Below are 6,266 nucleotides of genomic sequence, written 5' to 3'. Positions count from 1 at the left end.
AGCACAAGCTCTCTCGACAGATCGTTGACGACAACCAAGCGGTGATCGTCGAGACGCTGAAGGTCGGCAACATGATGAAGAACGCCAGGCTCGCCAAGCACATCGGCGATGCGTCCTGGTATGCCTTGATCACCAAGCTGGACTACAAGGCCAGGGAGCAGGGCAAGCATCTGGTCAAGATCGACCCGTGGTTTGCCAGCTCCAAAACCTGCCATGTCTGCCAGCACAAGAGGGACGCCATGCCGTTGAACGTCCGGTCGTGGGCGTGCCCGGCCTGCCACACACAGCATGACCGAGATATCAACGCGGCGCTGAACATCAAGCATCAAGGCATAGTAAAGTTGAAGGCGGAAGGGCTGTCCGTCTCTGCCCATGGAGGCTTGCGTAAGCCCGGCACATCGCCGGCTGCTGCCTGAGAAGTGGGAAGCCTCGCCCGTGGCGCGTCAGCGCTTAGGGCGGGGAGCAGTCACGATGGTAATGATACGGTAACGGGACCGACCGCAAGGTGTGTCCGCCGGGGACTGGATGAAACGCCCCGGCGGTTTCAGGGCTTGGCTTAGCCGCGTTTTTCCAGCAGGTCGCGGATGATGGGCGCCAGGATGATCTCCATGGCCAGCCCCATCTTGCCACCGGGCACCACAATGGTGTTGCGCCGTGACATGAAGGAGTCGTGGAGCATGTTCAGCAGGTAGACGAAATCCACTCCGAAGCGCTTGGGATCACGGAAGCGGATCACCACCATGCTCTCGTCAGGGGTGGGAATATCCCGGGCAATGAACGGGTTGGAGGTATCCACCGTGGGTATCCGCTGAAAATTGATGTCGGTGCGGGAGAACTGCGGGGTGATGTAATTCACATAGTCGGGCATGCGCCGCAACATGGTGTCGACGATGGCCTCGGCGCTGTAACCCCGTTCCGCGTTGTCGCGGAAGATTTTCTGAATCCACTCCAGGTTGACGATGGGGACCACGCCGATGCCCAGGTCCACATGCCGGGCCACATCCGTGTCACCGTGCTTGACCAGGCCGTGGAGACCTTCATAAAACATCAGGTCGGTACCCGGTGCGATATCTTCCCAGGGAGTGAATTCGCCAGGCTTGAGGTTGCCATTGAGACGGCCATTGTGATGGGCAGCCTCGTCATCGTTGTGGATGTAGTAGCGTTTCTTGCCGGCGCCGGTTCCGCCGTAGGTCTTGAACAGCTCTTCAAGTTTTTCGAAAAGATTGGCCTCGGGGCCGAAATGGCTGAAATGATTGTTGCCTTGCTGTCCGGCCTCCTTCATGGCCTGTTTCATTTCTGCCCGATTGTACCGGTGGAAGCTGTCTCCCTCGATGACCACCGGATTGATGTGCTCCCGGCGAAAAATATGCTCAAAGGCGTTTTTGACGGTGGAAGTGCCGGCGCCGGATGAGCCGGTAACGGCCACAATAGGGTGTTTCTTCGACATCTTCTGACTCCTCGCTGCTTGATGGTGAAAGCCTGTGATCCATACTCAAGTTATTGTTTTGTATTGATTTGGCAGGGGGGCCAAGCCAGAACCCATGCCTTGATCCCGGGCAAAGTCGTGAGCCCCGTCCCTGTCGTGCCTAGAACACCAGGTTGAGCATCACCAACGACACGATCAGGAACAGAATCGTCATGATGCTCCCCGCCCTTACGAAGTCCATGACCCGGTAACCGCCAGGGCCCATGATCAGGGCATTGACCTGGTGGGTGGGAATCAGGAACGCGTTGGAGGTGGCAATGGCCACGGTGAGGGCGAATACCCTTGGGTCCGCGTCCATGCCCATGCCTTGCGCCGCCACGGCAAAGCTCACCGCCAGCGGCACCAGCAGCACCGTGGCCCCCACGTTGGACATCACCAGGGTGAAGAAGGTGGCCAGGATTGCCATGGTGGCCTGAAGAATCCAGGGAGACACCTGGCCGAGCAGGGACAGGGTCTGCTGGGCGATCCAGGCAGCGGTGCCGGTCTGATCCACGGCGGCCCCCAGGGGGATGAGACTGGCCAGCAGGAAGACCGTCTTCCAGCTCACGGCCCGGTAGGCTTCGTCGATGCTCAGCACGCCGGTGAGGATCATGCCCACGGCCCCCGTGAGCAGGGCCACTGACAGCCGTAGCTCGGTGAACAGGATCAGGGCCAGGGTGATGAGAAAAAAGCTCAGGGCAAAATACACCTTCTGGGGACGCAGCTCCTCGTGGGGGTAGTCGCTGGTGATGACCACGAAGTCCCGGTCCTTTTCGATCCGGGCCAGTGAGTCCCAGCGGCAATGGCAGACCAGGGCATCTCCCGCCTGCAGCGGGACTTCCCGCAGACCCTGGCGAATGGTTTCCTCGCCCCGATGAATACCCAGAACCGACAGCCCGTAGGTCTTGCGCATGGCAATGTCGGTGACCGTGCGCCCCACCAGATGGGAGCCAGGCGGAATCACCACCTCGCCAATGCCCGACCGGTTGGGTGCCAGGGCATCGGCGAAGATGTCCAGCCGGTCCTTGAGCCGGTTGCCGCTTCTGGCGGCAAAGGCTTCCAGGGCTTCATGGCGCCCCAGCAGGGCCAGGTGGGCATTGGGTGCGATGGTCATGCCGCTCCAGGGACCGACTCGACGCTCTCCGTTCATGAAGGTGGCCACGACGATGACGGGAAATTCCCGCTCCAGGTCGCCGACGGTCTTTCCCGCCAGCGTGCTGTCCTCGTTCAGGCGCATTTCCCGGATCACGAAGTCCAGTCCGTAGACCCGCTGAAAATAGGCTTCGGTGCTTTCGGCATTGGTGCTTTCCCCCTTGGTGGCGGGCAATACATAACGGCCCAGCAGGACGAAATAGAGAATCCCGGTGGCCACCAGGGCCAGACCGATGGGGGTGACATCAAACAGCTGGAAGGGCTCCATGCCCTCCGGCAGGAGATCGTTGAGCAGGATCAGGGGGCTGGAACCCACCATGGTGATGGTGCCGCCGAGGATGGCGCAAAAGCCCATGGGCATGAGCAGCCGCGACATGCTCAGGCCGGTGCGGGCGCTGATGCGGGAGACCACGGGAATGAACAGGGCGGCGGCACCCACGTTCTGCATGAAGCTGGAGATCACGCCCACGGTGCCGGACACCATGGGCAGGATGCGCCGTTCCGTGTGGCCGCCGACCTTCATGATGAAGCTGGCCACCTGGCTCATGACACCGGTTCTGTCCAGTCCGGCGCCGATGATCATGACCGCGATAATGGACATGACGGCGTTACTGGCAAAGCCGTTGAACAGGTTCTGGACATCGGTGATGCCCTGCAGGCCCGGTACCAGGCTCATCAGTCCCAGCAGCACCATGATGCAGATGGCGGCCACATCCACGCGCACCACTTCGGTGACAAACAGCACGATGGTCAGTCCCAGCAATCCCAGGACCACCATCATCTGTGGCGTTAGCGTCAGTGGCTCCATTAATATTATATCGGTATGAGTTTATGGTATATCAGTAGCAAACCTTCTCATTATTTCACCATATTCCTGAAATGCAATATGCCTATCGGGGGCGTACTGTTTTTGCTTATGTGGTGCAGGTGGCGAACAGGATGTCCCACACGCCGTGCCCCAGTCGTTGTCCCCGTTGTTCAAATTTGGTCAGGGGACGGTATTCGGGGCGGGGGCTGAAACCCTCGCCGGCCAGGTTGCAAAATCCAGCGGCCTGATTCATCACCGTCAGCATGTGTTCGGCGTAGGGTTCCCAGTCGGTGGCCAGATGCAGTACGCCGCCGGCCCGCAAGCGCGATCTCAGCAGTGCCACCAACGCCGGCTGTACCAGGCGCCGTTTGTGATGCCGCTTTTTTGGCCAGGGATCGGGGAAATAGATCTGTATCCGGTCCAGGGATTCTTCTGGGATCTGTAATGTCAGGACTTCCACCGCGTCATGGCAGGCCACTCTCAGGTTGGAGAGTTGCAGGGCCTGGATCTGTTGCAGCAGGTGTCCCACGCCGGGGCGATGGACTTCCACGCCGATGAAGTCCCGCTCCGGGTCTTCGGCGGCCATCCGTGCCAGTGATTCCCCGTTACCGAACCCGATCTCCAGCGTGACCGGCGCCTGTCGGCCAAACAGGGCGGGCAGGTCCAGGGGCTGTGGCGTGAATGCCAGCCCCCAGCGCGGCCAGAGGTCATCCAGGGCGCGCTGCTGGCCGGTGGTCAGTCGTCCTTCGCGGCGGACGAAGCTGCGGACCCGGCGGTGACCGTCGGCGGAGGGCGTGAAAGGCAGTGAGTTATTCATGAGGCGGGATCAGGCCATGGCGGACCCGATTGGGTCCGCCGATAGTCACGAAGGATTAGAAGAAGGTGCCGTCGATGGGGGACGAGGCAGAGGCATAGCGCCGGCGCGGCATCCGGCCCGCCAGGTAGGCCTCGCGACCGGCCAGGATGGCGTGTTTCATGGCCGAGGCCATGAGGACCGGATTGCGGGCGGCGGCGATGGCAGTATTCATCAGTACGCCGTCGCAGCCCAGTTCCATGGCGATGGCCGCATCGGAGGCCGTGCCCACGCCGGCGTCCACCAGGATGGGCACGTTGGCGTTTTCCACGATCTCCAGAACGTTGTAGCGATTCTGGATGCCCAGACCCGAGCCGATGGGGGCGGCCAAGGGCATGACGGCCACGCAGCCGATCTCTTCCAGGCGCTTGGCCAGGATCGGGTCATCGCTGGTATAGACCATGACCTTGAAGCCTTCGGCCACCAGGGTTTCCGCGGCCTTCAGGGTCTGTACCACGTCGGGGTAGAGGGTTTTCTCGTCACCGAGGACTTCCAGTTTCACCAGGTCGTGGCCATCCAGCAGTTCCCGCGCCAGACGACAGGTGCGCACGGCATCTTCGGCGGTATAGCAGCCGGCGGTGTTGGGCAAGATGGTGTAGCGATCCGGGGGGAGTACGTCCAGCAGGTTGGGTTCATCCGGATTCTGGCCGATGTTGGTGCGTCGGATGGCGACCGTGACGATCTCGGCGCCGCTGGCCTCGGTGGCCTGGCGGGTTTCGTCCAGATCCTTGTATTTACCGGTGCCCACCAGCAGGCGGGAGCGATAGGCGGTGCCGCCGATCACCAGGGGGGAATCGGTGGCCGTATCCGGGGAGTGGCTTGTGGTCGACATGGGGATACCGTGTATATGTTGAGGATTAACCGCCGCCGATGGCCTGCACGATCTCGATGCGATCGCCGGGGGCAAGGCGGTGGGCGTCGAACCGGCTGCGGGGCAGCAGTTCGCCGTTCACTTCCATGGCCAGGCGGCGACCGGTCAGGCCCAGTGCTTCCACCAGTGCGGTGGCGGTGGGCGGCTCCGGCAGTTGGCGGGTTTCGCCATTGACAATGATGTCCATCGTGGAATGTTCTTCAGTAGACGGATGGCAGGGGAGGCATCTTAACGCAAAGCTGTCCCGGGACGCATGGCGTCCTGGGACGTAACCGTTGAGAAGCAGGCTCAGAGCGCATACACTATGGTCACCGTGCGGGTGTAGTTCAATGGTAGAACCTCAGCTTCCCAAGCTGATGACGTGGGTTCGATTCCCATCACCCGCTCCAGTTCCACGGCTTTTCTCTTCCCCTTTTCGTTGATCCCCTCCCGTTGCCTCGGTCGGGCATTGTGTCGTGACCATTGCGCCCCATTTTCTGTGCTAGACTTTGTCTAAACGCAATTTTGGTGATTCAAGCTCATGAAACGGAAACAACGCAATACCGGTCTGGATCGTGAAGCCGTGGTCAGGAAACTGCGTGAGCACGGCATCACGCCCACTCAGCAGCGGGTGGATATCGCCACGGTTCTGTTTAAAAGGCCTCAGCACGTCTGTGCCGACCAGGTCCTGGCCCAGGTCAACGCCGTGGAATCCCTGGTGTCCAAGGCCACTGTCTACAACACCCTGGGCCTGTTCGCGAAGAAGGGGTTGATTCGGGAGGTTCGGGTGGATCCCACCCGGCTGTTTTATGACTCCAACATGATCCCCCATCATCATATGTATCACACCGATTCCGGCATGCTGGAGGATGTGGCACCCGGGCAGGTCGGTCTGGACAGCTTGCCCGAGGCACCAGAGGGCATGGTGATCGAGGGCGTGGATGTGGTCATCCGGGTGCGCCGGGCGTGAAGGCATCCCAATGGCTTATGTGCTGTCAGGTTGGTTTTTTAAGTCTTTGAAAATATTTATTTTTTGAATAAATTTCAAAAAAGTTTCAAAAAGGGAGTTGACGGGAAAACTGAGGGGCCTATAATGCGCGCTCTCCAACGGCGAGACGGTCTGAACCGAAACGCAGTT

Annotated in this window: 7 protein-coding genes and 1 tRNA gene; 3 read left to right on the top strand and 5 right to left on the bottom strand. The window is 60.5% G+C overall.

From position 1 onward, the window contains the following. Nucleotides 1–416 (top strand): RNA-guided endonuclease InsQ/TnpB family protein (locus BMX62_RS12315; protein ID WP_143339810.1); only part of this gene is annotated, 416 nt, incomplete at its 5' end. A gap of 140 nt (nt 417–556) precedes the next feature. Here BMX62_RS12315 and BMX62_RS12310 read toward each other — a convergent pair. From BMX62_RS12310 to thiS, 5 genes are all read right to left on the bottom strand, one after another. After that, complete coding sequence (locus tag BMX62_RS12310) at nt 557–1,447, bottom strand: phosphoribulokinase (RefSeq protein ID WP_090209565.1); 891 nt, start codon at nt 1,445–1,447, stop codon at nt 557–559. Between the two features lie 139 nt (nt 1,448–1,586). Further along, the gene (locus BMX62_RS12305) at nt 1,587–3,425 is read right to left on the bottom strand and encodes an SLC13 family permease (RefSeq protein ID WP_090209562.1); all 1,839 of its coding nucleotides are present in this window, start codon (nt 3,423–3,425) and stop codon (nt 1,587–1,589) included. A gap of 106 nt (nt 3,426–3,531) precedes the next feature. Continuing rightward, nucleotides 3,532–4,242 carry a tRNA (guanosine(46)-N7)-methyltransferase TrmB gene (gene trmB, locus BMX62_RS12300; protein ID WP_090209560.1) on the bottom strand — a complete coding sequence of 237 codons (711 nt, stop codon included), beginning with the start codon at nt 4,240–4,242 and terminating at the stop codon, nt 3,532–3,534. A 55-nt stretch (nt 4,243–4,297) separates the two neighbouring features. Then, complete coding sequence (locus tag BMX62_RS12295) at nt 4,298–5,110, bottom strand: thiazole synthase (protein ID WP_090209557.1); 813 nt, start codon at nt 5,108–5,110, stop codon at nt 4,298–4,300. A gap of 25 nt (nt 5,111–5,135) precedes the next feature. Next, complete coding sequence (gene thiS / locus BMX62_RS12290) at nt 5,136–5,336, bottom strand: sulfur carrier protein ThiS (RefSeq protein ID WP_090209555.1); 201 nt, start codon at nt 5,334–5,336, stop codon at nt 5,136–5,138. 128 nt (nt 5,337–5,464) lie between these two features. On the opposite strand from thiS, the gene BMX62_RS12285 reads away from it, so the two are divergent. Both BMX62_RS12285 and BMX62_RS12280 read left to right on the top strand, forming a co-directional pair. Beyond that, nucleotides 5,465–5,538, top strand: a tRNA-Gly gene (locus tag BMX62_RS12285). Nucleotides 5,539–5,669: 131 nt separating this feature from the next. Further along, nucleotides 5,670–6,098: a Fur family transcriptional regulator gene (locus tag BMX62_RS12280; protein WP_090209552.1), complete on the top strand. Its 429-nt coding sequence runs from the start codon at nt 5,670–5,672 to the stop codon at nt 6,096–6,098. Nucleotides 6,099–6,266: the final 168 nt, after the last annotated feature.

This window comes from Ectothiorhodospira magna (genome assembly GCF_900110965.1).
GTDB lineage: Bacteria > Pseudomonadota > Gammaproteobacteria > Ectothiorhodospirales > Ectothiorhodospiraceae > Ectothiorhodospira > Ectothiorhodospira magna.
The sequence above is the reverse complement of the archived record's forward strand: the minus strand, read 5'-3'. Positions and strand labels throughout refer to the sequence as shown.

Coding starts and splice junctions, on each gene's coding strand:
- BMX62_RS12310 (WP_090209565.1), bottom strand. CDS start 1,447: ATGTCGAAGAAACACCCTATTGTGGCCGTTACCGGCTCATCCGGCGCC.
- BMX62_RS12305 (WP_090209562.1), bottom strand. CDS start 3,425: ATGGAGCCACTGACGCTAACGCCACAGATGATGGTGGTCCTGGGATTG.
- trmB (WP_090209560.1), bottom strand. CDS start 4,242: ATGAATAACTCACTGCCTTTCACGCCCTCCGCCGACGGTCACCGCCGG.
- BMX62_RS12295 (WP_090209557.1), bottom strand. CDS start 5,110: ATGTCGACCACAAGCCACTCCCCGGATACGGCCACCGATTCCCCCCTG.
- thiS (WP_090209555.1), bottom strand. CDS start 5,336: ATGGACATCATTGTCAATGGCGAAACCCGCCAACTGCCGGAGCCGCCC.
- BMX62_RS12280 (WP_090209552.1), top strand. CDS start 5,670: ATGAAACGGAAACAACGCAATACCGGTCTGGATCGTGAAGCCGTGGTC.